This window comes from Actinomadura xylanilytica (assembly GCF_030283145.1).
GTDB classification, from domain to species: Bacteria; Actinomycetota; Actinomycetes; order Streptosporangiales; family Streptosporangiaceae; genus Spirillospora; species Spirillospora xylanilytica.
The window spans coordinates 46,446-70,807 of record NZ_JASNWE010000009.1; the positions used below are offsets into that span (position 1 = coordinate 46,446).

Annotated in this window: 21 protein-coding genes, 2 tRNA genes and 1 pseudogene; 14 read left to right on the forward strand and 10 right to left on the reverse strand. The window is 72.1% G+C overall.

Annotation, left to right across the window (positions count from 1 at the left end):
* Positions 1-652: 652 nt before the first annotated feature.
* The 6 genes and pseudogenes from QP090_RS37815 (at position 653) to QP090_RS36775 (ending at position 5,022) form a co-directional block, all read left to right on the forward strand.
* Positions 653-874 (forward strand): transposase family protein, encoded by a 222-nt coding sequence (locus QP090_RS37815; protein ID WP_432763118.1) that lies wholly within the window; start codon positions 653-655, stop codon positions 872-874.
* Positions 875-1,272: 398 nt separating this feature from the next.
* Positions 1,273-1,799: pseudogene (locus QP090_RS36755) on the forward strand (NUDIX domain-containing protein).
* 318 nt (positions 1,800-2,117) lie between these two features.
* On the forward strand, positions 2,118-2,537 hold the full coding sequence (locus tag QP090_RS36760; protein ID WP_285944381.1) for a plasmid mobilization protein: 420 nt from the start codon (positions 2,118-2,120) through the stop codon (positions 2,535-2,537).
* A complete protein-coding gene (locus QP090_RS36765; protein ID WP_285944382.1) occupies positions 2,534-4,081 on the forward strand; it encodes a relaxase/mobilization nuclease domain-containing protein in 1,548 nt (515 codons plus the stop codon). The genes QP090_RS36760 and QP090_RS36765 overlap by 4 nt, the downstream gene beginning before the upstream one ends.
* Before the next feature lie 195 nt (positions 4,082-4,276).
* Positions 4,277-4,819, forward strand: a complete 543-nt coding sequence (locus tag QP090_RS36770) for a hypothetical protein (RefSeq protein ID WP_285944383.1) — start codon at positions 4,277-4,279, stop codon at positions 4,817-4,819.
* A 5-nt stretch (positions 4,820-4,824) separates the two neighbouring features.
* The gene (locus tag QP090_RS36775; RefSeq protein WP_131951515.1) at positions 4,825-5,022 is read left to right on the forward strand and encodes a helix-turn-helix domain-containing protein; all 198 of its coding nucleotides are present in this window, start codon (positions 4,825-4,827) and stop codon (positions 5,020-5,022) included.
* Between the two features lie 249 nt (positions 5,023-5,271).
* Here the strand turns inward: QP090_RS36775 and QP090_RS36780 are convergent.
* Positions 5,272-5,342, reverse strand: a tRNA-Gly gene (locus QP090_RS36780).
* Between the two features lie 143 nt (positions 5,343-5,485).
* On the opposite strand from QP090_RS36780, the gene QP090_RS36785 reads away from it, so the two are divergent.
* Positions 5,486-5,559 (forward strand) — tRNA-Pro (locus tag QP090_RS36785).
* Positions 5,560-5,793: 234 nt separating this feature from the next.
* Here QP090_RS36785 and QP090_RS36790 read toward each other — a convergent pair.
* Together QP090_RS36790 and QP090_RS36795 are read right to left on the reverse strand one after the other, a co-directional pair.
* Positions 5,794-6,990 (reverse strand): FAD-dependent monooxygenase, encoded by a 1,197-nt coding sequence (locus QP090_RS36790; RefSeq protein WP_285944385.1) that lies wholly within the window; start codon positions 6,988-6,990, stop codon positions 5,794-5,796.
* Positions 6,987-7,580, reverse strand: coding sequence for a PadR family transcriptional regulator (locus QP090_RS36795; protein ID WP_285944386.1), 594 nt, complete (start codon positions 7,578-7,580; stop codon positions 6,987-6,989). Before QP090_RS36795 ends, QP090_RS36790 begins: the two co-directional genes overlap by 4 nt.
* Before the next feature lie 188 nt (positions 7,581-7,768).
* Between QP090_RS36795 and QP090_RS36800 the strand changes: the two genes are divergently transcribed.
* The 3 genes from QP090_RS36800 to QP090_RS36810 all read left to right on the forward strand — a co-directional run bounded on the left by QP090_RS36800 (position 7,769) and on the right by QP090_RS36810 (position 9,417).
* The gene (locus QP090_RS36800; RefSeq protein ID WP_285944387.1) at positions 7,769-8,221 is read left to right on the forward strand and encodes a VOC family protein; all 453 of its coding nucleotides are present in this window, start codon (positions 7,769-7,771) and stop codon (positions 8,219-8,221) included.
* Positions 8,222-8,310: 89 nt separating this feature from the next.
* Positions 8,311-8,817, forward strand: a complete 507-nt coding sequence (locus QP090_RS36805; protein WP_285944388.1) for a helix-turn-helix domain-containing protein — start codon at positions 8,311-8,313, stop codon at positions 8,815-8,817.
* Between the two features lie 390 nt (positions 8,818-9,207).
* Positions 9,208-9,417, forward strand: coding sequence for a hypothetical protein (locus tag QP090_RS36810; protein ID WP_285944389.1), 210 nt, complete (start codon positions 9,208-9,210; stop codon positions 9,415-9,417).
* Positions 9,418-9,525: 108 nt separating this feature from the next.
* Here QP090_RS36810 and alaS read toward each other — a convergent pair whose 3' ends face one another.
* The 4 genes from alaS to QP090_RS36830 all read right to left on the reverse strand — a co-directional run bounded on the left by alaS (position 9,526) and on the right by QP090_RS36830 (position 14,667).
* On the reverse strand, positions 9,526-12,201 hold the full coding sequence (alaS, locus tag QP090_RS36815) for an alanine--tRNA ligase (RefSeq protein WP_285944390.1): 2,676 nt from the start codon (positions 12,199-12,201) through the stop codon (positions 9,526-9,528).
* Between the two features lie 236 nt (positions 12,202-12,437).
* The gene (locus QP090_RS36820) at positions 12,438-13,148 is read right to left on the reverse strand and encodes an HAD family hydrolase (protein ID WP_285944392.1); all 711 of its coding nucleotides are present in this window, start codon (positions 13,146-13,148) and stop codon (positions 12,438-12,440) included.
* Positions 13,145-13,981, reverse strand: coding sequence for an alpha/beta fold hydrolase (locus QP090_RS36825; protein WP_285944393.1), 837 nt, complete (start codon positions 13,979-13,981; stop codon positions 13,145-13,147). Before QP090_RS36825 ends, QP090_RS36820 begins: the two co-directional genes overlap by 4 nt.
* A gap of 80 nt (positions 13,982-14,061) precedes the next feature.
* Positions 14,062-14,667: a TetR/AcrR family transcriptional regulator gene (locus tag QP090_RS36830; RefSeq protein WP_285944394.1), complete on the reverse strand. Its 606-nt coding sequence runs from the start codon at positions 14,665-14,667 to the stop codon at positions 14,062-14,064.
* A gap of 89 nt (positions 14,668-14,756) precedes the next feature.
* On the opposite strand from QP090_RS36830, the gene QP090_RS36835 reads away from it, so the two are divergent.
* From QP090_RS36835 to QP090_RS36845, 3 genes are read left to right on the forward strand one after another with little or no spacing between them, the layout of a single operon-like run.
* Positions 14,757-15,593: an SDR family oxidoreductase gene (locus QP090_RS36835; protein ID WP_285944395.1), complete on the forward strand. Its 837-nt coding sequence runs from the start codon at positions 14,757-14,759 to the stop codon at positions 15,591-15,593.
* 56 nt (positions 15,594-15,649) lie between these two features.
* On the forward strand, positions 15,650-16,363 hold the full coding sequence (locus QP090_RS36840) for a hypothetical protein (protein WP_285944396.1): 714 nt from the start codon (positions 15,650-15,652) through the stop codon (positions 16,361-16,363).
* The gene (locus QP090_RS36845) at positions 16,360-17,661 is read left to right on the forward strand and encodes a nucleotidyl transferase AbiEii/AbiGii toxin family protein (protein ID WP_285944397.1); all 1,302 of its coding nucleotides are present in this window, start codon (positions 16,360-16,362) and stop codon (positions 17,659-17,661) included. The genes QP090_RS36840 and QP090_RS36845 overlap by 4 nt, the downstream gene beginning before the upstream one ends.
* 118 nt (positions 17,662-17,779) lie before the next feature.
* Here the strand turns inward: QP090_RS36845 and QP090_RS36850 are convergent, their stop codons facing one another.
* The 3 genes from QP090_RS36850 to QP090_RS36860 form a co-directional block, all read right to left on the reverse strand.
* Positions 17,780-19,042: a glycoside hydrolase family 18 protein gene (locus tag QP090_RS36850; protein ID WP_285944399.1), complete on the reverse strand. Its 1,263-nt coding sequence runs from the start codon at positions 19,040-19,042 to the stop codon at positions 17,780-17,782.
* 307 nt (positions 19,043-19,349) lie between these two features.
* Positions 19,350-19,994, reverse strand: a complete 645-nt coding sequence (locus QP090_RS36855; RefSeq protein ID WP_285944400.1) for a LuxR C-terminal-related transcriptional regulator — start codon at positions 19,992-19,994, stop codon at positions 19,350-19,352.
* Entirely contained in the window at positions 19,946-21,253 is a 1,308-nt protein-coding gene (locus QP090_RS36860) for a sensor histidine kinase (RefSeq protein ID WP_285944401.1), read from the reverse strand. Before QP090_RS36860 ends, QP090_RS36855 begins: the two co-directional genes overlap by 49 nt.
* Positions 21,254-21,443: 190 nt before the next feature.
* Between QP090_RS36860 and QP090_RS36865 the strand changes: the two genes are divergently transcribed.
* Positions 21,444-24,020 carry a Tex family protein gene (locus QP090_RS36865; protein ID WP_285944402.1) on the forward strand — a complete coding sequence of 859 codons (2,577 nt, stop codon included), beginning with the start codon at positions 21,444-21,446 and terminating at the stop codon, positions 24,018-24,020.
* The last annotated feature ends 342 nt before the right edge of the window (positions 24,021-24,362 follow it).

Genomic DNA, 24,362 nt, shown 5'->3' on the forward strand with positions numbered 1-24,362 from the left:
GGACACATCGGAACACCTCGAAACGGGCGTCGAGCCCCCAGGTAGAGAGGTCTTTGTGAAAGAATCCCGTCTCTGCCCGAAAGGCTCCATTTGGTCACCTACCCTGCCATGCTCGACGTTTCGCGTGAACTCATCCGGTACGTGGCCGGCCTGCTGCGCGCCGAGCGCTGAGCCCGCGGCGCCGGCCGTGGAACACGCGCGCTGAGCTGCTGGGCTCAGGCGGTCTTCGTCATCGCCTGGTTCCGCGACCGCCCCAACCTGTACCGGCACGGCACCGCGTTCGGGATCTCCCAGGCCACCGCCTACCGGTACCTGCACGAGGCTCCCCAACGTGCCGTCGCCGACGGGCTGGGGCACCTGATCCTGGACGGGAAGACATTCGACACCGACCGGTGCCGCCTGAGCACCATCAGCGTCAAGGGCGAGCAGATCGATTCCTGGCGCTCGGGAAAGACCCACGACTTCGGCGGCAACGTCCAGGCCCTGTTCGAACCGGACGGGTTCCCGATCTGGACCAGCGACGTCGAACCCGGCCACACCGTCGACATCACCGCCGCCCGCGCCCACGTGCTGCCCGCCGCGCGCCCGGCCGCACGCGCACTGCCGATCCTGGCCGACCCCGGCTGACGATGGTGCAGGCCACGGTGTCCATATGCCGTTCAAGCAGCCCACCGGCGGCGGCGAACTCCACGTCGACAACCGCACCTACAACGCCCTGCTGCGCGCGCTGCGCAGCCTGGACGAACGCGGCTTCGCTCTGCTCACCGAACGCTGGACCACGCTCCAGCACATCACCCTCAGCCCCGGCCGGATCGGCGATCTCGTCCGGGCCGCCCTCGTCCTGGTCCAGCTCGAACACCGCCGGATCACCTGAAAGTCAGCGAGTAAACGTCACTGGGCGGATGGGAAATGCTGGACGCGGACGTACTACGGCGGCTCGGAAATCTGACCGCCGCGCAGACCTACGCTGAGGAAGCTGTCCGCACCTCTGCAAAGACGCATCTTTCAAGCGCATCGGTTGGCGACGCTTGCGCAGGTGCTGGGAGAGCGCGGCGACGCGGAGGCTTCTGCGGCGAAAGGGCGCCAGATGCTGGACTGCGCCGAGGGCATGGAGTCGGGCCGCATCCAAGACCGCGTCGCAGGTCTGTCGCGTGCGCTTGCAGCATTCGACTCCCCGTACATACGGGGTTCCCGTGAACGCGCCGATCTTCTGGCGCAGCACGACCAGTAGCGTGACGGCTGAGCCGCGCCACCGACCAAGGGAGTTCGTCCGTGCGCTGGACCGTCCATTCGGAGAAGCCGCTCTACACCGATTCCTGGCTCGATATCCGCATCGCTGATGTCGAGATCACCGGCGGCCGTCATCTGAAGCACCGCATCATCCGTTCCCGGACCGGTGGCGCCGGCGCGGTCGTAGTGGACGATGGGCGTCGTGTGCTCCTGGAGTGGAGACACCGATTCATCACCGATGCATGGGGCTGGGAGATTCCCATAGGCGGCACCGCGACGGGGAGGAACCGGCCGCCGCAGCCGCCCGCGAGGTCGAGGAAGAGACCGGCTGGCGGCCCGGACCGATGCGTCCTCTCACCGTCATTCACCCAACACCCGGGATCTACGACTCTCAGCACCACATCTTCTGGGCAGACGGTGCCACCCACATCGGACCACCTACCGAGGACTGGGAAGCCGAGCGGATCGAATGGGTGCCACTGGCCGACATGCGCGGCCTGGTCGAAGCCGGGAAGATCGTCAGTGGAACCAGCATGGCCGCCCTTTTTCTCGCAGCCTCCGAAGTTTGAGAGCCTTCCCCTCATCAGATCGACTAGCCGAATCTGACATCGGACGATGTTCCCGGCGATTCTTCTTCTGCTTCGCAGAGCGGATTCTGAAGGGCAGGTTGGGAGTTTGAACGGTGCGATAGAGGCCGGCATCGAGTGACAGAATCAACTCGTCAACTGACATGAGTCCGCTTTATCGAGCCGACGCTTAATTACCTCGGTGCGGGATGCAAGATAGCTGGTAGAGCGCGACCTGTTGTGGATAACTTCCGCTCGGAAGATCACACTGGTTAAACAGGGGACCGAGCGCGGTCCCTCAAAAGCCAAGAGCGGAGGTACATGACGACATCCAAACGAGGGAGCGACGGCTCGGAGCCGCTGCAGCGTCGAGCGAAGCTCGGCGGAGGGTGGCGGCGAGAGCGGGAATTGAGAATCCGGGTCGGCGACCAAGAGTACGAAGAGATCCACGAAGCGGCGACGCTGGCTGGGCTCGCTTGTAGCGCCTTCGTTGTGAAAACGGTTCGGACTGCGATCCGGGAGCAGCAACCTGTGGACGGGATGCTCGCCGCATTGCATGCCGAGCTGCGCAATGCGAGCCGTCAGGTGAATGCGTTCGGGGTCAACCTCAACCAGCTCGTGCGCCATGCCAACGCCCACGGCCAGGTCCCGGAATCGGTGACGTGGCTGGCGGCGTACTGCTTCCAGGTGGTGCGACGGACCGAGGCCGTCATCGTCGAACTCGGTCGACGTCTACCGTGATCGCGAAGGTCACTCGCGGCGCCGATGTCGGCAACCTGCTGCGCTACCTGTACGGGCCAGGCAAGCGCAACGAGCACGCCGACCCCCACATCGTCGCCGGGTACAGGCACCCGGCCGCCCTGGAACCAGCACGACGCGCGGACGGGAAGCGCGATCTCCGGTCGCTGGCTGAGGTGCTGCGGTCTCCGCTGGATACGATGAAGCGGAGTCGGCCCGCCGAGCCGGTCTGGCAATGCTCGCTCCGCACAGCCCCCACCGATCGTCCCCTGACCGATGAGGAGTGGGCCGACGTCGCCGAGGAGCTGATGCACCAGACCGGCATCGCACCACGGGACGATCCCGAGGCATGCCGTTGGATCGCCGTGCGCCACGCAGACGATCACATTCATGTCGTGGCCACACTCGCGCGCGAGGACGGCCGTCGACCGAACATCACCCGTGACTACCTCAAGGCCCGCAAGGCGTGCCAGACCGTCGAGCGACGGTATGGGTTGTGCCCCACTGCTCCTGCGGACCGGACGGCGGCGCCCCGCCCTTCGCGGGCTGAGTTGGAACGGGCTCAGCGCGCCGGGTTGCAGGAGCCGCCCCGCGTCGCGCTGCGTCGGCACGTGGCCGCAGCCGCCGCAGCGTCCGACAGTGAGGAGGCGTTTTTCGGCGGCCTGCGCGAGCGCGGGCTGGCGGTACGGCTGAGATCCAGCGTTCGGACGCCCGGTGAGGTCACTGGCTACGCCGTCGCGATGCCCGAGTACACCAACTCGGAGGGTGAACCGATCTTCTTCTCCGGGGGCAAGGTCGCCGCCGACCTCACCTTGCCCAAGCTGCGCCATAAGTGGACGGACAGCGAGGTCCGCCGACCGGTGGCCCGGTCGCGCAGGTGGACGACGGGCTCGTCCGCCGACCACGAGGTGCGCGTTGCTGCCTACCGGGAGGCCGCCCGAGTAGCCGGGACGGCGGCTTGGCAGATGCGAGTCTTTCATGATCCAGGTGTCCGCGCTGACCTCGCAGCCGCGGCCGCTGACGTCCTGCACGTCACGGCGGACATCACTGGTAACCGCGAACTGGCCAAGGCCGCCGACGCCTACGACCGCGCGGCCCGAGAACCGTTCGGCCGTCCACCACCGGTGACACCGTGCGGAAGCGCTCTTCGCGCGGTAGCACGGACGCTTGCGCTCATCAACGTCGGCTGGGGAGAACGGCGCGAGCAGAGAAGAGCTTTCACGGTTGACCTGCTGTTCCTCATCGCGAACATTGCAGCCCTCATCGAATCGGTAGCGGAGCATCGTCTTGCTCAGCAGCGCCTTGCCCAAGCCGATGCCGCACGCCGGGCCGCCGGGCGGCTGCACAGCGTCCGACGGACGGAACCCCGGCAAGCTACCTCCGTGCCGCCGCGAGTCGTGGAGGCCCTGGAAGAGGAGCGGGCCATGGCACTTCTCGTGGCCGAGTCCTTCCCTGTGCCGTTGGTTGACGGGTTGAGGCCGACGGGCACCCGCGCAGCTCGTCCGTCCGAGAGGCCCTCGCATCGAAAGGGTGCACCCAGGCGCTGACCAGGGGGAGGGGCGACTTGCCGAGGAGTTCGCAATGGTGGAGACCTGATCACGGTGCGTGCACAATGACGGAGCGTAAACAACGTCATGAAGTGGCAGAGCGTCTGCCTGCCGCTCCCCATCAGGAAGGAAGGGTCATGCCCACGATCAACTCTGGCCCTCCCACAGAGGGTCTGCACCTTCAGGAGTGCACTCATGACCTTCGACCACACCCAGTCCGGTCGTGACGTCCAGACCGATGACGAGACCGAACAGTTCGCCTACGAGCTGGAGGGCGCCGTCCGCGCGCTGAAGCGGGCGGTCGGCCAACCGCATGGCCTTACCGGGCCGGCGACCGTCTACGCAGTGTTGGACGCCGTCCACACGGCCGCCTCCGGCCTCGATCAACTCCTCCTCCAACTCGAACGCTTCCTCATGCGTCAGCATATGGACGGACGCCTCGTCCGTGACCACGGTGCGAGCCTCGACGAAGCACTCGATGCCTTCGGTCGCGCCATCCTCCACGCCCGCCACCAGGGCGCGGGATGCAGCGAGGCGGTCGACCAGGCCCGGAGCGCGATCAACCACGTTCACAGCGGTCTGTCGCCCGGAGACGGCGCGACACCGTCCCCCAACCCTGTCGCCGAACCGGCACCTGCGGCCCCGCTCCGACGAGCCGAGCCACGCGCGAGACATCCCGAGAACCGACGGCTACGCACGAGATGGTTCGGCAACCCGCGGAGAGGGGCCGGAGCGTGAAGCAGATGAGCCAGGACGAGTTGCTCGCCCTTCCCACCACGGTCAGCGTCGAGACCGCCGCCCGCGCCATCGGGCTCGGACGCACGCGCGCCTACCAGCTTGCCCGCCAAGGGCAGTTCCCCTGCAAGGTGATCCGGATCGGGGCGAGCTACCGCGTCGTGACGGTTGACCTACGTCGGCTCCTCGGCATCGAGCCGAGCTAGCGAGCCGTCCCGTCCATCGAACGAAGGTCCGGTTCCCGTTCGGGAGCCGGACCTTCCGTGTTGAGGACGCAAGATCCGTCACCGTGCTGATCTTCGCCAGGGACGGTCAGACCATGATCACGAAGGTCCGCAGTTGAACCAGGATGACGCTCAGGCGTGCCAGATCCCAGTGACAAATGGGTGACAAATGATCTTTAGAAAGGCGGTCAAGATCGCCCTGCAGGCGTCTGGCCTGGGCCTTTTAGTGGGAGCGGGCGACGGGAATCGAACCCGCGTAGCCAGTTTGGAAGACTGGGGCTCTACCATTGAGCTACGCCCGCGCGCGAGGGGACTGCCCCTCGATCGCCAGGAAGTAGCGTACAGGGTTTCCCGGGTGGTCGGGGTTGGCGACCGGAATGCCGGGCTGGGCGGAGCGGGCGAGGGGTGATCGGGACTAGACTGCCGCTGCGCCGTGATGGTGCGGCGGGCTGTAGCGCAGTTTGGTAGCGCACCGGCTTTGGGTGCCGGGGGTCGTGGGTTCAAATCCCGCCAGCCCGACCGAGATCGGACCCTGTTCCCGCGGTGAGCGGGAGATCGGGAGACGATCTTCAGATGCTTCCCCGTGGGGAGGAGCCCGTCCGGCAACGGAGCGGGCCACTGCGGGGCGAGCAGCAGGCGTTCAGTCGGAGGCTGCTCCCGGCCGCCAGGCCCGACGGGCGGGCGGTCACGTTGCGGCGGCCTGCGGTGGTTCGCTCCGGGGACGTAGTGGTCCTCGACGTCGACGGCGGGCCTCTAGTTCGCGGTGACCCGCTCGTCCCAGTCGATGTGATGGTCGTAGGCGCTCATCACCTGCTTGCTGTTGGCGGTGAGCTTGAGGACGACGGGCAGGAACGTGTCCCGGAGCACGCGGCCGACCGGGCCGGCCGCCTTGTTGCTGTTGATGCGAGCGGCGGCCTTGATGATGCTCTCGACCCGGGGACGGCGCAGCTCCTCGAACCGTGCGAACGCGGCGCGCGGGGCGGGCAGGTCGCGCAGGCACTTGGCGAGCACGACCGCGTCCTCGATCGACAGCGAGGCGCCCTGCCCGGACGTCGGCGTCGGGGCGTGCGCGGCGTCGCCGATGACGACCATGCGGCCGTTGTGCCAGACCGGCAGGTGCGGGACCGAGTGCACGGGGGTGGCCCGCAGGTCGCCCGGATCGCTCGCCTCGACGCAGCGGACCGCCGGCCCGGCGTCGCCGGCGAACAGGTCGGTCAGGGTGCGCCGCCACTGCTCGCCGGAGACCGCCTCCAGTTCGCCGCGCTCGGGCTCGCGGGCGCGGGGCACGTTGGCGAACCACCACACCCCGTCATCGGGTGAGGCCGCGTACCCGAAGAACGCACGCCTGCCGAAGATCATGGTGTAGCCGCCGTCCGCGCCGTCCAGCCCGGTCCCGGCGGCGTAGCCGCCGAGGCTGATCAGACCGGAGTAGGCGGGCGCGGGCGCGGCCGGGTCGATCAGCGAGCGGACGGTGGAATGGACGCCGTCCGCGCCGATCAGCAGCTCGCCGGTGGCCTCGGTGCCGTCGGCGAACACCGCCCGCACCCCGTCGCCGGTCTCTTCGGCGCCCACCAGCCGCTTGCCGTGCTCGATGCGGACGCCGCGCGAGACCGCCTCGTCGTGGAGGATCCGGTACAGGTCGGCGCGCCTGAGGGTGTGGCTGGCCGTGCCGTCCGGCAGTTCCCGGCCCGTGCGCGTCGCGCCCAGGTTCTTGCCGGTGGAGCTGCGCAGGGTGAGCGTGGGCGTGCTGAACCCGGCGGCCAGCGCCGCCTCGCCCGCGCCGATCGTGCGCAGCGCGTCGATCCCGTTGGTCGCCAGGGTCAGGAACGCCCCCGCGGCGTCGGCGGTTTCGGAACGCGCCTCGAAGACGACCGCGTCGATCCCGGCCTTCCGTAGTGCGTGCGCGGTGATCGGGCCGGCGATGCCGCCCCCTGCGATGAGTACCGTCATTGCCTGCTCCCCATCATCTGCTGCCATTGCCGGATGTAGTCCGGCCGCTGGAGGGACTCCATCAGCCGGGTGACGAAACGGCACTCGGTGTCCAGCGTGGCGAGCTCGTACTCGTCCTCGACCAGGAACACCCACATGACGCCCTGCTCGGTGGCGCCCCGGACGGTCTCGCGGATCTCGGCGATCTGCGCGGTCAGGGCCTCCAGCCGCTCGCCGAGCAGCGCGGTCGCCTCGGCCGGGTCGAGCACGACCAGCAGCGACAGCGCCACCCCGAAGCGCGGGTACTCCTCCTGCGGCTGCGCCAGCAGCTCGCGCAGCCAGGCGTAGAGCTCGTCCCTGCCCGCGCCGGTGAGCGCGTAGACGGTGCGCTCGGGCCGCTGGGTGTCGCGGACGGTCTCGCGCTCGGCGATGAAGCCGGCCTTCTTCAGCTGCTCGACCACCATGTACAGCGATCCGCGGTTGTACTTCACGGTGCTGTCGTGGTCGTGCTCTTTGAGGCGCCGCCCGATCTCGTACGGGTGCATCGGCTCGGCGAGCAGCTCGGCGAGCACCACCAGGGCGAGCGGGTTGGCCACCTTGCGTCGTGCCATCAATGCTCCTGTTGGTTGATATCGACTATTTAGCACTTGTTAGTCAATGTCAACTATATGTCTTTCGGTCGGATGAACGGAGGCCGGTTCCTCGCCGGTCTGGTGGGAACGTCTTCCCGTGCGACCGCCGCGAGGCGGTGTCCCCCCGGCAGGACCGAAGCGGGCACGGCGAAGAACGGGGAACGGACATGCGTCGCGAAGATCTCCCGGCTCCGGAGAGCGGGATCCTGGTCACCCACTTCCTCACGGTGGCCGATGTGGCCCGCTCGCGGGCCTTCTACGCCGACGTCCTCGGCGGCGAGGTGGTGCTCGACGAGAACCCCTGCATGGTCAAGCTCGCCAACAGCTGGCTGATCATGAACCCGGGGGGCGGTCCCACTCCCGACAAGCCGGGCGTCACGCTGCGCACGCCGCCCGACCCCGCCGCCACGTCGTGCTTCCTCAACCTCCGGGTCGCCGACATCGCGGCCTGCTACCAGGAGTGGAGCGCCAAGGGCGCCGAGTTCCTCACCCCGCCGATCGACCGCAAGGCCGAGCTGCGCTGCTACATGCGCGACCCGGACGGCTACCTCATCGAGGTCGGCCAGTCCACCGGGCTGCTCCAGGGCGTCTTCGCCGACCCGCCCGCGGGCACCGGCTGAGCCGCACGGCGCCGGAGCCGACCCCCTGACGCGGGCCGGGCGGGCGCCGTAGCCTGAGGACGTCGAGACCTCAGGAGGTTGCGGGGCCCATGGCGGACGACGGTAGCCCTGAGACCGCAGGCACCCGGGTGGCGCGTGCGCGGAAGCGGCGCGGGCTCACACAGACCGGGCTGGCGCAGCGGGCCAGCTACTCGCGCGGGCATCTCGCGCAGGTGGAGGCTGCGCACAAGGCCGCCACCCTCGCGGCCGTCGCGGCGGCGCTCGGCATGGACCCCGCCGAGCTCTACGGGCAGCCGTACCAGAGCCGCGGGCAGGACGACCGGGTGCACGCGATGATCCCCGAGCTCCGCCGCGTCCTGGCGTACATGGACGTCGGGCCCGAGCTGGCCGGGCGGCCCCGCTCGGTGGACGTCCTCGCGGCGGAGGTCGCGACGGCCCGGCGGCTGGAGACGAAGGCGCAGCTCACCAAGCTCGGCGTGCGGCTCCCGGCGGTGCTGGAGGAGCTGTCGTTCTGGGCGCACGAGAGCGACTCGGCGCGGTTCGCTGGCGTTCCGGTCGTCCGTCGGGCTGGCGCGGCGGCTGGGGTACAGCGATGACTCGCTCGCCCTGCTGGAGCACGCGGCGGACGCCGCCCGGCGCTCCCGCGATCCGCATCTGTTCTTCGTGGCGGTGGGCACCCGCGCCTGACCGCGGCCACGCGGGGGAATGTCGATATCTCCCGAATTGTGGGTTCGACTGCTCCTGCGGGGGCCCCTGTGGCGGCCGGGCACGGACGGGCGGGGCGGCGGGGGGCGCCGGCGCGTGCCGGGCTCGCTGACGAGGGGGAGCAGCATGAAGGCCGTTCAATACCGCGCGATCGGCGCAGATCCGGAGGTCGTCACCGTCCCGGACCCCGAGCCGGGGCCGGGGCAGGTGCTGCTGAAGGTGACCGCGGCCGGGGTCTGCCATTCCGACATCGCCGTCCGTGGGGCTGCGGGCGGTGCGCGATGTGCGCGCGGGGCCAGGAGAACTACTGCCTGCGCGCCGGGGAGCTGAAGATCTTCCCGCCGGGCCTCGGCGCGCCGGGCGCGCTCGCCGAGTACCTGCTGGTCGACGACGCCCGGCACCTGGTGCCGCTCGGCGGCCTGGACCCGGTGACCAGCGTGCCGCTGACTGGACGTGCACGTCGAGCAGTACGGGATCGACGAGGCGCCTGAGGCGTACGAGCGGCTGCACGCGGGCCGGGTCAACGGCCGCGCGGTGATCGTCCCGACCGGCTGACCTCGGGGGCCGGTGCGCGGTGCGCGCACCGGCCCCCGCAGCGGTCAGAGGCGGGTGAGGAGGTCGCGGGCGGTGCCCGCCGCCATCCGGACCGCCTCGTCCAGCCGTTCGGCGCGCGGACCGCCCGCGTTGGCGATCGGGCCCTTGCCGCCCGCGCCGCCGCCGACCTCCTTCGCCGCGCCCGCCAGCAGCTCGCGCGCGGGTGGCGCGGTCTCGGCCAGGCGCGGGGTCAGCGCGGTGATCAGTACCGCCTTGCCGCCGCGGACGCGCGCGCCGAGGATGACGGCGCCCGGACCGTCGCCGCGCACGGCGATGATCTCGTTCGCGAGCGGGCGCAGGTCGGCGCCGTCGAGGCCGTCGAGGACCTCGGCGACCAGCCAGCCGCCGTCCACCGGTTCCGCGCCGTCCGCCAGGCGCCGCGCGCGGTCGCGGAGGTCGGCGCGGTGCAGGGCGTCGAGCTCGCGGCGCGCCTCGGTGAGGGTGCCCAGGCGCTGCCGCAGGCGCTCGGGCGCCTGCTCGGGCGGCACGTCGAGCAGGTCGGCGAGCTCGGCCAGCAGGGTCCGCCCGTGGTCGAGGTGGCGCAGCGCCTCGGGTCCGGTGAGCGCCTCGATGCGGCGCAGCCCGGTTCCGATGGACGACTCGCCGAGGATGACCACCGGCCCCACCTGGGAGCCGCGGCCGACGTGGGTGCCGCCGCACAGCTCGCGCGACGCGTCGCCGATGTCGACGATCCGGACCCGCTCGCCGTACTTCTCGCCGAACAGCGCGTCCGCGCCCGCCGCCTCGGCCTCGGCCCGCCCCGCCGCCCAGGCCCGGACGCCGGGATCGCCGAGCAGGTAGTCGTTCACCAGCCCTTGGACGGTGTCGAGGCCGGCCCGGCCGACGCCCGAGAAGTGCGCGAAGTCGAACCGCAGCCGGTCCGGCTCCACCCGCGAGCCGCGCTGGGCCGCGTGCTCGCCGAGGACGCGCCGCAGCATCGTGTGCAGCACGTGCGTGGCGCTGTGGGCGCGCGCGATCGCCGCCCGCCGGTCCGCGTCCACGACCGCCTCCGCCGCGTCGCCGGGGCCGGCCTCGCCGGACGTGACGCGGGCGGTGTGGACGTGCAGGCCGCCCGGTCCGGGACGGGTGTCCAGCACACGGAGGGCCGCGCCGCCCGCCGTGCGGAGCGTGCCGGTGTCGCCGACCTGCCCGCCAGCCTCCGCGTAGAACGGGCTGCGGTCGAGGAAGACCTCGACCTCGTCGCCCTCGTGCGCCCGCGTGAGGGGAACGGTCCCGCCGCCGTCCAGCAGCGCGACGATCCGTGTCTCCGCGCTAGTGGTGTCGTAGCCGACGAATTCGGTGCGGCCGTGTTCCGCGCCGATACGCCGGTAGGCGTCCTGCCGCGCCGCGGCCGAGCCCTTCTTGTCGCGGCCCGCACGCTGGGCGTGGCGGCGCTGCCCGTCCAGGAGGTCCGCGAACGCGTCCTCGTCGACCGTCAGCCCCGCCGACCGCGCCGCGTCGACGGTCAGGTCGATCGGGAAGCCGTAGGTGTCGTGCAGCTCGAACGCGGTCTGGCCCGGCAGCGTGGGCGAGCCGCTCGAACGCGCCCGTCCGATCGCGGTCTCCAGGAGGCGGGACCCCTGCCGCAGCGTCCGGTCGAAGCCCTCCTCCTCCGCCGTCACGACGCGCTCGATGAGGTCGCCGCGCCGCTCCAGCTCCGGCCACGTTCCACCGAGGTTCGCCACGACGCTGCCGGTCACCGCGGGCAGCACCGGCCCGTCGACACCGAGCAGGCGCGCGTGGCGGACGGCGCGGCGCATCAGCCGGCGCAGGACGTAGCCGCGGCCGTCGCGGGACGGGAGCAGGCCGTCGGCGATCAGGAACGCGATCGTCCGCGCGTGCTCGGCGACGATCTGGAACGAGACCCGCTCCTCGCCGCCGCCCGGCCCCGGGAAGCCGCGTCCCGCCAGCTCACCGACGCGGCGCAGGGTGGGGGAGAGCAGGTCGGTCTCGCACAGGGTGCCGACGTCCTGGAGGATCGCCGCGAGCCGGTCGAGCCCGAGGCCGGTGTCGATGCTCGGGGACGGCAGCGGGCCGAGGACCGGGAAGTCGTCCTTGCCCGTCCCCGCGCCGCGGCGGTTCTGCATGAACACCAGGTTCCAGATCTCCTGGTAGCGCTCCCCGTCGGCCGCCGGGCCGCCCTCGCGGCGCCCGAACGCGGGCCCCCGGTCGTAGTGCAGCTCCGACGACGGCCCGCAGGGGCCCGGGACGCCCATCGACCAGTAGTTGTCGGCCATGCCGAGGCGCTGGATCCGGTCCGCCGGGACCCCGACGCGCCGCCAGAGCCGTTCGGCCCCGTCGTCGTCGAGGTAGACGGTGACCCACAGGCGCGCCGGGTCCAGGCCGTAGTGCCGGGTGAGCAGCTCCCAGGACCAGGCGATCGCCTCCTGCTTGAAGTAGTCGCCGAACGAGAAGTTGCCGAGCATCTCGAAGAACGTCCCGTGCCGGGTGGTGCGGCCGACGTTCTCGAGGTCGGACGTCCGCGCGCACTTCTGCACCGAGACCGCCCGCGGGTGCGGGGGCGCGGTCTCGCCGAGGAAGTACGGCGTGAACTGGTTCATCCCCGCGTTCGCCAGCAGCAGTGTCGGATCGTCCGGGATCAGCGGGCTGGAGGGCACGACGTGATGGTCGCGCGCCTGGAAGAAGTCGAGGAAGGTGGAGCGGATGTCAGGGGAACGCATGGGACGGCCTCACGAGGTCGATGGGATGACGGCGCACACCGCCGAGCCGGGCCGAGAACGAGTGCTCGTTCCCCAGCTCGGCGCGGCTAGCTCGCCGTCCCACCTCGTGGAAGTCCATCGGTTCCTTCTCGTCCCTACTTGCGCGGTCACCCAGGGTGACCCTCAGGGGCAACGCTACCCGCGGGAGGCCGGCTTTGCATCTGGGTTGATCCGGGCGCGCCGCCTCCGCGCCGCGTTCAGGGCCGCTGGGGGCGGGCGAGCAGCGTGGGCAGGGCCGCCAGCGTGGTGATCCGGGCGACGGGGAGGGCCTCGGGGGCCGGGCCGCCGGAGCGGTCGAGCCACACGCCCCGCAGGCCCGCGTCCGCCGCGCCGATCGCGTCGACCGCCAGGCGGTCGCCGACGTAGGCGGTCGCGCCGGGGGACGTGCCGAGCGCGGCGCACCCGGCCCGGAAGATCTCGGGGGCGGGCTTGGCCGCGCCCGCCTCGCTGGAGGCCAGCAGGCAGGGCAGGTCGGCGGCGAGGCCGAGCCGTTCGAGCTTGGCGCGCTGCTGCGCCGCGTCGCCGTTGGTGATCACCCCGAGCCGGGCCCGTCCGGCCAGCGCGCCGAGCGCCGGCCGGACGTCCGGGAAGGGCCGCCAGGCCGCCTCGTACAGCGGGAGGTAACCGGTGAACCAGGCGTCCGCGCGGGCGTCGTCCCAGGTGCCGAGGCCGAGTCCGCGGGCGAGCGCGATGATCCGGGCGCGGCGCTGGCCGGTGTAGGTCAGCTCGCCCGCGAGGTAGCGGTCGACGGCGTCCTCGGTCAGCTCCGTCCAGCGGGGGACCAGGGACTCCGCATCCACGCCGGGGAAGACCCCGGTGATCGCTTCGGCGGCGGCCCCGTCGTGGTCGAAGAGCGTCCCGTCCAGATCGAACAGCACGCCCTCGACGTCCAGCGCGGCGGACGTCACGCGCCGTGCTCCCGGAGGAAGCCGACGAGGGCGGCGGTCAGCTCGGCGGGGGCGTCCTCCTGCACCAGGTGCCCGGCGCCCTCGATCAGCCGCAGCCGGGCGCCGGGGACGAGGCCGGCCAGCTCATGCGCCTTGGCGACCGGGATCCAGGTGTCGGCCGTGCCCCAGCACACCAGGACGGGCAGGTCGATCTCGCCGTACCGCACCTGGATCTCGTCGGTGTCGCGCTGGTCGGCCTGAGCGATCTGCCGGTAGAAGGCGGGCTGCCCGGTGTCGCCGAGCCAGGGCGCGACGAGTGCGTCGAGCGTCGCCGGATGCAGCCCCGGGCCGCTCGCCGAGGCCACGTACTCGCGCACGAGGGCCCCGTGCAGGGCGGGCGGGAGCTGCTCGAACACCGCGGCGTTGGTGGTGACCAGCCGGAAGAACGGCGAGCCCCACGGCGCGAGCGCGACCGGGTCGACGAGGGCGAGCGCGCGGTAGCGGGCGCCGTGCAGCAGGTGCGCGCGCAGCGCGGTGGCACCGCCGAAGTCGTGCGCGACCACCAGCGGCTCGTCCAGGCCCCAGTGCGTGAGGAGTTCGGCGAAGACACGGCCCTGAGCGCCGAGCGACACGTCCTGACCGTCGCTCATCTCGGACGAGCCGTAGCCCGGCATGTCCCAGACGTGCACGCGGTAGGAGGCGGCGAGCGCGTGGGCGATCCCGCGCCAGACATAGGAGGAGAACGGGGTGCCGTGCAGCAGCACGAGGGGCTCCGCCCCGGGGTCGCCCAGGACGTCCCAGCGCACCTCCCCGGAGCTGCTCGCGTACGTCCTGGTCAGCTTCCAGCCGCTCAAGTGCTCGTCCTCTGCGTCGATGCCCTTCTCCGTGCCAGTGTGCCAGGCCGTGCTGGAGCGGAGGGCGCGGCGCGGGCCGCTCAGGAGGCGGGCGTGCCGGCGCGCGTGATGGCGAGGGCGGCCTCGATGACGGCCGCCCGGCGCCGCGCCAGCTCGGCCTTCTCGTCGGGCTCGTTGAGGAGGAGGCGGCGCACCTGCGGGACGGCGAAGTTCCAGGCGACCAGGCCGATCAGGGTGAACAGCCAGTCCTGGGCGGCGCGGGTGCGCGCGGGCTCGGCCAGCTCCTTGCCGAACCCGGTGGCGATCAGGTCGCGGACGTTCCCGGTGTAGGCCTCGTGCCGTTCCTCCTCGCCCTGGATGGGGCCGCCGCCGGACTCCAGCGCCTCCCAGTGCAGCAGCCTGACCAGCTCGGGATGCTCCTGGTACAGGTCGAAGAGCGTTCCCACCGAGTCGGCCAGCGCGTCCTGGTCGATCACCACGGCGTGGCAGATCTCCTCCAGCTTGGCGCGGACCACCGCGCCGAACAGCTTGTCCTTGCCGCCGAAGTAGAGGTAGATCGCCTGCTTGTTGGCGTGCGCGGCGGTGGCGATGCGCTCGATCCGCGCGCCGGCCAGGCCGTGCTCGGCGAACTCCGCGGTGGCGGCCGTGAAGATCCGCTGCCGGGTCGCGTCCGCGTCGTAGCCCATCCCTCGATTAAACCACCCGGTTGACAATCCCGGCGCCGTGGATCAAGATCTAAAACAACCAGATGGTTTATTGTTTTGGAGGAGCCACCATGCCCACCACCGCCCCCGGTGCCGCCGCCGTCATGCCCGCCCCCGTCCGATCCCCGCTGCCGCAGAGCCTTGTCGGCGGCACGGTCGCGGTCATCGGCGGCAGCTCGGGCATCGGCCTCGCCGCCGGGATGCTGCTGCACTCGCTCGGCGCCCGCGTCGTCCTGATCGCACGGGATCCGGGACGCCTCGCCGCCGCCGTGGACCGGGTGCGCGCCGCCGGGGAGCCCGGCGCGACGGGGCCGGACCCCGCCGCGGTGCTCGGGGTCTCCGCCGACGGCGGCGCCGAGGTCGCGCTGAACGCCGCCTTCGACCAGGCCGGAGCGCTGGACCACGTGCTGGTCACCGCGGGCAGCCTCGGCGGCTTGGGCCCGGCCACCGAAGTCTCGCGCGACCAGGTGCGCTCGGCCTTCGACGGCCGGGTCTGGGGGGCGCTGGCGGCCGTCCGCGCCGCCGCGTCCCGGCTGCCCGCGGGCGGATCGGTCACGCTGGCCTCGGGCGGGCTGGTGAGCCGTCCGGTCCCCGGCATCGCCTCGCTCGTCGCGGCCGGCAGCGCGGTCGAGGGGCTCGTCAAGGCACTCGCGGTCGAGTTGGCGCCCCGGCGGCTGCGGGTGAACGCGGTGCGCTTCGGAGTCTTCGACACGCCCCTGGCGCGCGGCGCGATGGACGCCGGCGCGGACGAGGCGGGCGACCGGAAGATGGCCGCGGCCGGGGCGCTCACCCCGCTCGGCCGCTACGGCACCGCCGAGGAGGCCGCCTCGGCCGCGTTGTTCCTGATGGCCAACACCTATGTCACCGGCGAGATCCTCAACATCGACGGCGGCGCGCACCTCGTCTGACTTCTGGGACGAAATGCGCATGACGGTCCGCCCGCACGTTTGGGATCATCCGGCGTGTGGACGTCACCGGTGACTTCGAGGCGCACGTGACCGTCGGCTGCCGCGCGGCCGAGATCGACGCGATCGCGCGGTGGGCGGCGGAGCACGGCCTGAAGTTCACCCACATCGTGCTGGACCGGGGCCGGGTGACCTCCCAGCCGATGCTGACCCTCCGCACGTCCGGCACGCTGGACGGGGCGCGGGCCGCGGCCGGGGACGCGGCGGCCCGGCTCCGGTCGGCCGGGTACGCGGTGACCCGGCTCAAGATCGAGGCGGCGCCCTGGAACCGGGGGGTCCCGTCCGCCGACGCCGACGCGCGCGACCCGGCGCGCTACTTCGAGCACCACCTCAAGCTGCTGCTGGGCGCCCGGTTCGACGCCGCCGCGCTCATCGGGGCGGTGCTCCCGCACACCGCGCACCTGTCGCGCAACGCGCGGCGCGTCCGGGCGGACGGACGGCACGAGCGGTTCGTCACCCAGCGGTGCCGGCTCGTCGGGTCGCTGACCGCCGGACGGCGGCTGGCCGCACTCACCGGGACGCTGCGCGCGGCCGGCCACGAGATCGCGTCGGTGGAGCGCGAGTACGTGGTGCACGACGGGGACGCCTCGCTGGACGAGGGCTGGATCCCCGGCGATCTCACCGTCGACGGCGGACCCGCCGTCGACGACCGACTGGAGGAGGCCCGGATCACCGGAGCGGACCGCGACGCCGGGAAGCGGCGGGCGTCATGAGCCTCGACTGGGCGGCCGTCGTCGGGAGGGGGTGGTGGAACGCCACCACGCGGCTGCCCCACGATCCCCCCGCGCCGCACGAGGCGAGGCGGCTCGACCTGCCGCCGACGCTGCGGAACGTGCCCGGGGTGGAGCAGGCACTGGTGTTCGACCCCGCGATGAAGCAGCACTCCTGCGCGATCCGCGTGGGCGAGCCGCGCTTCGCCTCGGAGGAGGCCGGGCGCCGCTGGTACGCGGCGCGGCGGCGGGCGCTCGACCACGTCCTCGCCGCGGTCGCGGCGTCGCCGTGGGCCGGGAACCTGGTGCTGCGCGGCAGCGTGCTGCTGCGCGCCTGGTACGGGGCGGACGCACGTGAGCCCGGCGACCTGGACTTCGTGGTCGTCCCCGACACCTGGAAGGTGTCCGGGAGGGAGGCCAGGAGGATGCTCACCGGGATCGCGCGGGCCGTGGAGGAGGTGTCCGGCGCGAATCCCGACGGCGGGGTGCGGCTCCGCGCGGACGAGGCGATGCGCAGCGACATCTGGACCTACAGCAAGGTCCCCGGACGGCGCCTCGTCCTGCCGTGGACGTGCGAGGGGGTGCCGGACGGCATCGTCCAGCTCGACTTCGTGTTCAACGAGCGACCGGCGGTCCCGCCCGAGCCGACCGCCGTGCCGCGGGGCGACGGCGGCGAGGCCCCCGTTCTCGGCGCGGCGACCCCGGAGCTCTCCCTCGCCTGGAAGCTCCTCTGGCTGCTGGAGGACCGCTATCCGCAGGGCAAGGACCTGTTCGACGCCTGCCTGCTCGCCACCTCGGCGAGGCTCTCCTACCGGACGCTCATGGACGTGCTCGTCTCCGCCGACCCGCTCTACGCGGTGAACGTGCCCACGGCGGAGAAGCTCTTCGAGGTGGAGGCCGACTGGGACGCGTTCAGCAAGGAGTACCCGGACATCCCGGGCACCCGGATCGACTACTCCATGATGCTGGCGACCTCGCTCGACGCGACGTTCGAGCAGGCCGCCGAGCTGCCCGCGGGTGCCTACCGGCGGGCCGTCGTGCTGCTGGAGCGGCTCCTCGCCGGATACCGGGCGACCCGGGCGGACCAGGGCATGGACGGGGTCCGGAGGCGGCTGGTCGGGGAGCGCCTCGCGCTCCCGGTCGAGATCATCATCGTCAACGAGCTGCGCGGCCACGGCCCGGAGGGGCTGGCGGAGTCGGCGCGGGCCGTCCGGCGCCTCCACGATGAACCGGACGGGCACCGGCCGCGCTGGTACCCCGCCGGCGCCTTCGAGCAGGCCCTGGCGGCGCTGCGCGGCTGAGCGCGCGAAGGGCCCCTGACCCTGGGAGTGGCGGGTCTGGTCAGGGGCCCTGGAAGGCACCGGCCGCACCGGGGAGAGTGGGGCACGGCCGGCCGGTGCCGGTCTCGCGGGCGGAGGGTCAGCCGATGCCGTTGCGGATCGCCGTGATCAGCTCACCGTTGGGCGTGTCGCCGCTGAGCTCCCAGAAGAACGAGCCGCCGAGGCCCTTCTGTTTGGCGTAGCCCATCTTCCCGCCGATCGTGCCGGGGGTGTCGTAGCTCCACCACTGGTCGCCGCACTTGGCGTAGGAGGTCCCGGCGACCGTCCCGGTGGACGGGCACCTGGTCTTGAGGACCTTGTAGTCCTCGATCCCCGCCTCATAGGTGCCGGGCGCAGCCCCGGTGGCCGTGCCGCCCGGAGCGGCCTGCGAGACGCCCGACCAGCCGCGCCCGTAGAACCCGATGCCGAGCAGCAGCTTGGACGCCGGGACGCCCTTGGCCGTGAGCGCGGTGATCGTCGTGTCGGAGTCGAATCCCTGGATCGGGATGCCGGTGTAGGAGTTCAGCGGCGAGTGCGGGGCGGTCGGCCCGGCCGCGTCCCACGCGCCGAAGTAGTCGTAGGTCATCGGCAGGTACCAGTCGACGTACTGCGCCGCGCCGGCGTAGTCGGCCGCGTCGAGCTTGCCGCCCGGGGTGCCGTCCGCGCTGACCGCCGCGGTCACCAGGTTGCCCGCGCCGAACTTGCCGCGCAGCGCCGACAGCAGGTTCGTGAGCGCGGCCGGTCCGCTGCTGTCGCAGCTCAGCCCGCAGGCGTTGGGGTACTCCCAGTCGATGTCGATGCCGTCGAACACGTCCGCCCAGCGCGGGTCCTCGACCAGCTTGTAGCAGGAGTCGGCGAACGCGGCCGGGTTGGCCGCGGCCTGTCCGAGGCCGCCCGACCAGGTCCAGCCGCCGAACGACCACAGCACCTTCAGCCCGGGGTGCTTGGCCTTGAGCTTGCGGAGTTGGTTGAAGCTGCCGCGCAGCGGCTGGTCCCAGGTGTCGGCGACGCCGTCCACGCTCTCGCCGGCGGTGTAGGCCTTCTCGAAGTCGGCGTAGGAGTCGCCGATCGTGCACTGGCCGTTCTGCACGTTGCCGAAGGCGTAGTTGATGTGGGTCAGCTTCGCGGCCGAGCCGCTGGTGTCGATGTTCTTGACGTGGTAGCCGCGTTGGTAGACGCCCCACTCGGCGAAGTAGCCGATGACCTTGTCACCGGCGGCGGCGCTGGTGCCCGCCGCCCTCGCCGTGGTGGCCGCGGCCGTGGTGGCCGCCGGCGCCGGGAGTGCCGTGAGCAGGGCTCCGGCAACTGCGATGATCGCCGCGCAGGCGAGCGCGATGGCCCGCCGTCCGCCCGGTCTGGACATGAACGCTCCGTTCGGTCCGCCCCGAACCAACAGTAATCTCGGCCTTTTCTTAGGAAAGTTTCCTAAGAATTGCGATGGTAACCGGGTGTTGAGGGGCCTTCAAGGGCCGTTCCGCAGCTTGCCCGGCGGGGGTCCAGGTGGTCTAAGCGCCTGCCTCGGGACGTACGGCCCAGGGTCCGGGAAAAGAATCCCGCTCAGCCGGCGCCGAACCAGCCGGGCGCGTCCAGCCGCCATAGCTCCGCGGGGGTCACCCGCTGGAGATCGTCCTCCATCGCCCGCCGGGTGGCCGGGCCCTCCGCAAGGACCGTCAGCCGCCCAGGTAGGCCAGCACGGCCAGGACGCGGCGGTTGTCGTCTTCGGACTGGGGCAGCCCGAGCTTGCCGAAGATGTTGTTGGTGTGCTTGCTGATCGCCTTCTCGGTGACGAACAGCGCCGCCGCGATCGCCGCGTTTGACCGGCCCTCGGCCATCAGCCCCAGCACCTCGCGCTCGCGGGGGGTCAGCGCCTGGAGCGGCTCCTCGCGGGCGTGCCGGGTCAGCAGCTGGGCGACCACGTCGGGGTCGAGCGCGGTGCCGCCCGCCGCGACCCGGCGCACCGCGTCCACGAACTGCGCCACGTCCGACACCCGGTCCTTCAGCAGGTAGCCGATGCCGCCGGAGCTGTCGGACAGCAGCTCGCGCGCGTAGAGCTGCTCGACATGCTGGGAGAGCACCAGCACCGGCAGGCCCGGGTTCTCCTTGCGCGCCTCCAGCGCGGCCTTCAGCCCCTCGTCGGTGAACGTCGGCGGGAGCCGCACGTCGACCACCGCCACGTCCGGCCGGTGCGCGGCCAGCGCCCGGGCCAGGGACGGACCGTTGTCGACCGCCTCGACGACCTCGAAGCCGAACGCCTCCAGCAGGCGGATCAGCCCGTCCCGGAGGAGGGCAAGGTCTTCGGCGATGACAACGCGCACGGCAGCTCCATGGTCACGACGGTGGGTCCGCCGAGGGGACTCGTCACCGCCATCGTCCCATCGAACGCGGCGAGCCTGCGTTCGATCCCGCGCAGCCCGCTGCCGTTCCGGGGGTCGGCGCCGCCCGTCCCGTCGTCCCCGACGATCGTGACGAGCCGGTCGCCGGTGTGCTCCATCTGGATCCAGGCGCGGGCCGCCCCGCTGTGCTTGACCACGTTGGCCAGGATCTCCGCCACCGCGAAGTACGCGGCCGACTCCACCGGCGCGTCCGCCCGCCCCCGCACGTCGGTCCGCACGTCGATGGGGAGCGGCAGCGACAGCGCCAGCGCCTGCACCGCACCGTCCAGGCCACGTTCGGCCAGGACCGGCGGATGGATGCCGCGGACCAGGTCGCGCAGCTCGACCAGCGCCTTCCCGCTCGACGCGCGGGCCTCGGCCATCAGTGTGCGCGCCGTCTCCGGGTCGTGCTTCATCATCTCCTCGGCCAGCCCGATGTTCATGCTCAGCGCCACCAGCCGGGCCTGCGCCCCGTCGTGCAGGTCGCGCTCGATGCGGCGCAGCTCGGCGGCCGAGACGTCCACCGTGTCCGACCGGGTCTCGGCGAGGTGCTCGACCCGCTCGGCCAGCACGGTCCGGGTGGGCGCCAGCAGCGACTGGGAGAACAGCGCGTGCCCCTTCAGGATCGCCATCCCGAGCGGCGCCCCGACGCAGGCCAGCCCGGCGCCGAGCACGATGCTGCCCGCGATGCCGATCACCCCGTAGTCGCCGAGCGGCCAGAACGGACCCCAGCCGTAGTCGGTGATCTGCGCCAGCCACGGCGCGACCAGCACGCCCTCCAGCCCGTACAGCACCGCGGAGCCGGCCAGGACCCCGAGGACGAACCCGAGCGGCACGTTGATCACCAGCCACAGCAGGTCCCGCCAGGTCGCCGGGTCGGTGAGCAGCCAGCGCAGCCGCGGGAAGAACCGGTCGCCGTTCTCCGGACGGGCCCGGTAGGGGACCGGGATTCGCACTTCCGACCACTCCGAGGCCCACAGCCGCTGCTGGTTCGCGACGCCCCGCACGGTGGTCAGCACGATCGGGACCATCACCAGCCCGATCCCCAGCGGGATGAACGCGAACGACAGGATCGTCAGGATCATCAGGGGCAGGTTCACCCCCATCGCCAGGACCGCCTGGATCAGCCCCCGGACGAAGGCGAGGAGCCCGCGCCGGGCGTACTCGCCGATCCGGTCGGCGGCGTTCCCGCGAACATTCACGTGCTCCTCCAGGCTGCCGGGGCCGACCGGGAACTCCGGTCCGGTGTTTCCATTCTGGGGCGTCCGAGCTGGAGAGGCGGTGGTGCTAGACCCTCTTTCGGCCCGGCTTCGCGGGGGAGTTATCCCCACCTCGCGGCGGGGGCCACAATGGGGCGGTGACGCGACGAGCTGAGGAAAGCGAATCCAGATTGTGACAGCGACCATCAGCCAGACCGACGACGGCCGGAACTCCGGCGGTACCCCGCCCGTGACCCAGCGGATCGCCGAGGAGCTCGGCGTCCGCGAGGGACAGGTGCGGGTCGCCGTCGACCTGCTCGACGGCGGGGCCACCGTCCCCTTCATCGCCCGCTACCGCAAGGAGGCGACGGGCACGCTCGACGACGCGCAGTTGCGCGCGCTGGAGGAGCGGCTGCGCTACCTGCGGGAGCTGGACGAGCGGCGCGCCGCGATCCTGGAGTCGATCGAGTCCCAGGGCAAGCTCACCGGCGAGCTCACGGCCCAGCTCACCGCGGCCGAGTCCAAGGCGCGGCTGGAGGACATCTACCTCCCCTACAAGCCCAAGCGGCGGACCAAGGCGCAGATCGCCCGCGAGGCCGGGCTGGAACCGCTCGCCGAGCTGCTGCTGGGCGACCCCTCGCGCGACCCGCAGGCCGAGGCCGCCGCCTACGTGGACGAGGCCAAGGGCGTCGCCGACGCGACCGCGGCGCTGGAGGGCGCGCGCGCCGTCCTGGTCGAGCGGTTCGCCGAGGACGCCGACCTCATCGGCGGGCTGCGCGAGCGGATGTGGGGGCAGGGCCGCATGGTCGCGCGGGTCCGCGAGGGCAAGGAGGAGACGGGCGCCAAGTTCTCCGACTACTTCGCGTTCGCCGAGCCGTTCGCCAAGCTGCCCTCGCACCGCGTCCTCGCGCTGCTGCGCGGCGAGAAGGAAGAGGTCCTCGAGCTCGACCTGGAGCCCGAGGAGGCCGCCGACGACCCCTCGGCGCGCAGCTCCTACGAGGCCGAGATCGCGCGCCGGTTCGAGATCGCCGACCGGGGCCGTCCCGGCGACCGCTGGCTGTCGGACGCGGTGCGCTGGGCCTGGCGCACCCGCATCCTGGTGCACCTCGGCATCGACGTGCGCACCCGGCTGCGGCAGGAGGCCGAGGACGAGGCGGTCCGGGTGTTCGCCGCCAATCTGCGCGACCTGCTGCTCGCCGCCCCCGCCGGGACGCGCGCCACGATGGGCCTGGACCCGGGGCTGCGCACCGGCGTCAAGGTCGCGGTCGTCGACGCCACCGGCAAGGTGGTCGGCACCGACACGATCTACCCGCACGAGCCGCGCCGGCGCTGGGACGAGTCGATCGAGGCGCTGGCCCGGCTGGCCCGCGAGCACCGGGTCGACCTGGTCTCCATCGGCAACGGCACCGCCTCGCGCGAGACCGACAAGCTCGCCGCCGACCTGATCTCCCGGCACCCGGACCTCGGCCTCACCAAGATCATGGTGTCCGAGGCGGGCGCGTCGGTGTACTCGGCGTCGGAGTACGCGAGCCGCGAGCTGCCCGGCATGGACGTGTCGCTGCGCGGCGCGGTGTCGATCGCCCGCCGGCTCCAGGACCCGCTGGCCGAACTGGTCAAGATCGACCCCAAGTCCATCGGAGTGGGCCAGTACCAGCACGACATCTCCGAGCTGAAGCTGTCGCGCTCGCTCGACGCGGTCGTCGAGGACGCGGTGAACGCGGTCGGCGTCGACGTCAACACCGCCTCGGCGCCGCTGCTGACCCGGGTGTCGGGGATCGGCACCGGGCTGGCCGACAGCATCGTGGCGCACCGCGACGCCAACGGCCCGTTCCGCAGCCGCGGCGGGCTCAAGGAGGTGGCGCGGCTCGGCCCGAAGGCGTTCGAGCAGTGCGCCGGCTTCCTGCGCATCCCCGGCGGCGACGACCCGCTCGACGCCTCCAGCGTGCACCCGGAGGCGTACCCGGTGGTGCACAGGATCCTCGGGGCGGCCGGCGGCGACCTCAAGGGCCTGGTCGGCAACACCGCCGTGCTGCGCTCGCTCAGGCCGGCCGACTTCGTCGACGGCGCGTTCGGGCTGCCGACCGTCACCGACATCCTCGCCGAGCTGGAGAAGCCGGGCCGCGACCCGCGCCCGGCGTTCAAGACCGCGACCTTCAAGGAGGGCGTCGACAAGCTCTCCGACCTGGAGCCCGGGATGATCCTGGAGGGGGTCGTCACCAACGCCGCGGCGTTCGGCGCGTTCGTGGACGTCGGTGTGCACCAGGACGGCCTGGTCCACATCTCCGCGATGTCCGACAAGTTCGTCGCCGACCCGCGTGACGTGGTCAAGCCCGGCGACATCGTCCGGGTGAAGGTGCTGGAGGTCGACCTCCAGCGCAAGCGCATCTCGCTCACGCTGCGCCTCGACGACGAGCCCGGCCGCGGCGACGGGCGCGAGCGCCCGCAGCGCCAGGGGCGCGGCGGCCAGAACGGCGGCGGTCAGGGGAACGACGGCGGCCAAGGAGGCGGCAGGGGCGGCGCGCGGGGCCAGGGCAACCGGGGCCAGGGCGGCGGACGCCCCCAAGGCGGCCAAGGTGGCGGACGTCCCCAGGGAGGCCAGGGCGGCCAGCGTGGTCAGGGCGGCCAAAGCGGCGGCCAGGGCGGCGGCCGTGGCGGACGCGGCTCCGGCGACCGTGGCCAGAGCGGCGGCTCCTCTGGAAGCAGCGGAGCCATGGCCGACGCGCTGCGACGCGCTGGCCTGGACAAGGGCCTGCCGCGCAAGGACCGCTAGCGGTAGAACACGTCGTCCCTCCGGCCTTCTTCTGAAGCCGGAGGGACGACGTGTCTGCTCGCCCTACCGGACGCTCAGCGTTGGTCGTCGTTCCCAGCGGCGGACCCCCTAGAGCGGGTTCGCCGAACGGGTCCTGCGCGGCCGGAACCCGTTGCACCAAAGGCCGCGACTATCCCGTTCATCCCGGATGATTATGAGGTTGCGGATGCTCAATGTCACACCCCCGCAACACATTGGTGATATTGAATCGGTGGCGGTCTCCGGGACGATCCGCACGAGTGGCGGCGCGCGGCCGTCCCGGCCTGGCGATCCGGAAGTTCGGGGGCGGTTCTGCGGCTCCGA

Coding starts and splice junctions, on each gene's coding strand:
- QP090_RS37815 (WP_432763118.1), top strand. CDS start 653: ATGCCGTTCAAGCAGCCCACCGGCGGCGGCGAACTCCACGTCGACAAC.
- QP090_RS36760 (WP_285944381.1), top strand. CDS start 2,118: ATGACGACATCCAAACGAGGGAGCGACGGCTCGGAGCCGCTGCAGCGT.
- QP090_RS36770 (WP_285944383.1), top strand. CDS start 4,277: ATGACCTTCGACCACACCCAGTCCGGTCGTGACGTCCAGACCGATGAC.
- QP090_RS36775 (WP_131951515.1), top strand. CDS start 4,825: ATGAGCCAGGACGAGTTGCTCGCCCTTCCCACCACGGTCAGCGTCGAG.
- QP090_RS36790 (WP_285944385.1), bottom strand. CDS start 6,990: ATGACGGTACTCATCGCAGGGGGCGGCATCGCCGGCCCGATCACCGCG.
- QP090_RS36795 (WP_285944386.1), bottom strand. CDS start 7,580: ATGGCACGACGCAAGGTGGCCAACCCGCTCGCCCTGGTGGTGCTCGCC.
- QP090_RS36800 (WP_285944387.1), top strand. CDS start 7,769: ATGCGTCGCGAAGATCTCCCGGCTCCGGAGAGCGGGATCCTGGTCACC.
- QP090_RS36805 (WP_285944388.1), top strand. CDS start 8,311: ATGGCGGACGACGGTAGCCCTGAGACCGCAGGCACCCGGGTGGCGCGT.
- QP090_RS36810 (WP_285944389.1), top strand. CDS start 9,208: ATGTGCGCGCGGGGCCAGGAGAACTACTGCCTGCGCGCCGGGGAGCTG.
- alaS (WP_285944390.1), bottom strand. CDS start 12,201: ATGCGTTCCCCTGACATCCGCTCCACCTTCCTCGACTTCTTCCAGGCG.
- QP090_RS36830 (WP_285944394.1), bottom strand. CDS start 14,667: ATGGGCTACGACGCGGACGCGACCCGGCAGCGGATCTTCACGGCCGCC.
- QP090_RS36835 (WP_285944395.1), top strand. CDS start 14,757: ATGCCCACCACCGCCCCCGGTGCCGCCGCCGTCATGCCCGCCCCCGTC.
- QP090_RS36845 (WP_285944397.1), top strand. CDS start 16,360: ATGAGCCTCGACTGGGCGGCCGTCGTCGGGAGGGGGTGGTGGAACGCC.
- QP090_RS36850 (WP_285944399.1), bottom strand. CDS start 19,042: ATGTCCAGACCGGGCGGACGGCGGGCCATCGCGCTCGCCTGCGCGGCG.